Raw genomic sequence first — 1,422 nt, 5'->3', positions numbered from 1 at the left:
CAAAGAGGGCAGACTTAGAAGCAAACTTCTTCGTCGCCAGCGGCGCACCGCCCTCGTTCGTGGGCCGTATATAGTCGCCACCCAGACAAACTGTCAACACCGATCTGCGATGTTTTTTCGATTTCTCGCGGAGATATCCACGGGGTCAAAATTCGTGAGTTGGCTTGGCTGATCTGGGAGCGGTGTTCCGGCCTTTGGCCGCTGCTGTGATGCCACCTCCGGGCGCATGCCATCGGCACGGAAATCGCTTGTCGCTCCTGGCGCGAGTATCATCCGCCGCAGCAACCCTAGCAGCGTTTCAGAGCCGGTCTTCGAGCAATTCCGGCGTGATGTTCCGGCCCGCGTAGAAGATGCCGAGAATCAGCACCCGCTCGCCGTCGACGGCAAAGGCAATGCTGACGGCGCGCCGAAAACCAATGATCCGCAGCCCCGGCATGATCTCCACCCGCTCAGTGCCGCGCCGTGGAAATGTCGACAAGCCTAGGCAATGATCGCGGATGCCCACAACAAAATCCCAGGCAACCGCCGGCGACGCACGGTCGGCTATATCGTCATAGAGCTGTTCGAGTTCAGCTTCCGCGCTCGCGTGGAAGACAATCCGGTATTCCATCCCCTACTTGGCTTTCGCCTGCCGCGCGCGATGACGGACCTCAAGCCGGGAAAACACCGTTTCGGCGGGGATTCCCTTTGCCGGATCTTGCTGGAGCTCGGCCATGCGCGACGGAATTTCCTCGCGCAGCCACTTCTCTCGCTCCGCCTCAAAATCCTCGAGCAAACGCAGACCGGCGCGGACAACCTCGCTGGCATTGTTGTAGCGGCCCGATTCGAGCTGCTTCCTGATGAAGCGCTCATAGTGATCGTTCAAAGCGTAGTTGGGCATGTGGAACCCTCTCGGGGATATGGGGTCGGGCGCGGATAATAGCAATAGATAGCAAGAAATAGCAATTTGCTTGATTCGATCTCCAATTCACCCGACGCGATTCGGTGAAAGATCCAACCGCACCCGAATCGGCAGCGGTCGAAATGCCGGGTCGGGGACGCCGGCGCCCGATTCAAGGATCGCCGGGCGGCCTATTCCAGGATCTCTCTCCGTTTGCGAGGCGACAGGAACACAAAAGCCGGCTGAGTTTAAGCTCGACCGGCTAATGTTATTTCGCACCCAATTGGGCGCAGGTCTCAGAATAGGTGTCTCTCATTTCAACGTCCTCATCAGCCGCAGCTCAAAGCGAGCATCGCACCAGGCGCGCCGATATGGACGGAATGATTCGGCCCCTGGCGAGAGAGTGTGGCTTTTTGTGTTGGTTTTGCGATCCTCCAACGCAAAACGGCCCGCGTTGAGCGGGCCGTTTTGCGTTTGGTTGCGGGGACAGGATTTGAACCTGTGACCTTCAGGTTATGAGCCTGACGAGCTACCGGGCTGCT

2 protein-coding genes are annotated in these 1,422 nt (G+C 58.6%); both read right to left on the bottom strand.

The features are described 5' to 3' along the window. Positions 1-298 precede the first annotated feature (298 nt). Positions 299-610, bottom strand: coding sequence for a type II toxin-antitoxin system RelE/ParE family toxin (locus FJ957_RS31705; protein ID WP_140837564.1), 312 nt, complete (start codon positions 608-610; stop codon positions 299-301). A 3-nt stretch (positions 611-613) separates the two neighbouring features. Beyond that, positions 614-880, bottom strand: coding sequence for a type II toxin-antitoxin system ParD family antitoxin (locus FJ957_RS31700; protein WP_140644692.1), 267 nt, complete (start codon positions 878-880; stop codon positions 614-616). Positions 881-1,422: the final 542 nt, after the last annotated feature.

This window comes from Mesorhizobium sp. B2-4-6, from assembly GCF_006442775.1.
GTDB lineage: Bacteria > Pseudomonadota > Alphaproteobacteria > Rhizobiales > Rhizobiaceae > Mesorhizobium.
This window is presented reverse-complemented; position numbering and strand designations above follow the sequence as displayed.

Bases quoted from the DNA above. Each gene is read 5' to 3' on its own strand.
- FJ957_RS31700 (WP_140644692.1), bottom strand. From the start codon at position 880: ATGCCCAACTACGCTTTGAACGATCACTATGAGCGCTTCATCAGGAAG.
- FJ957_RS31705 (WP_140837564.1), bottom strand. From the start codon at position 610: ATGGAATACCGGATTGTCTTCCACGCGAGCGCGGAAGCTGAACTCGAA.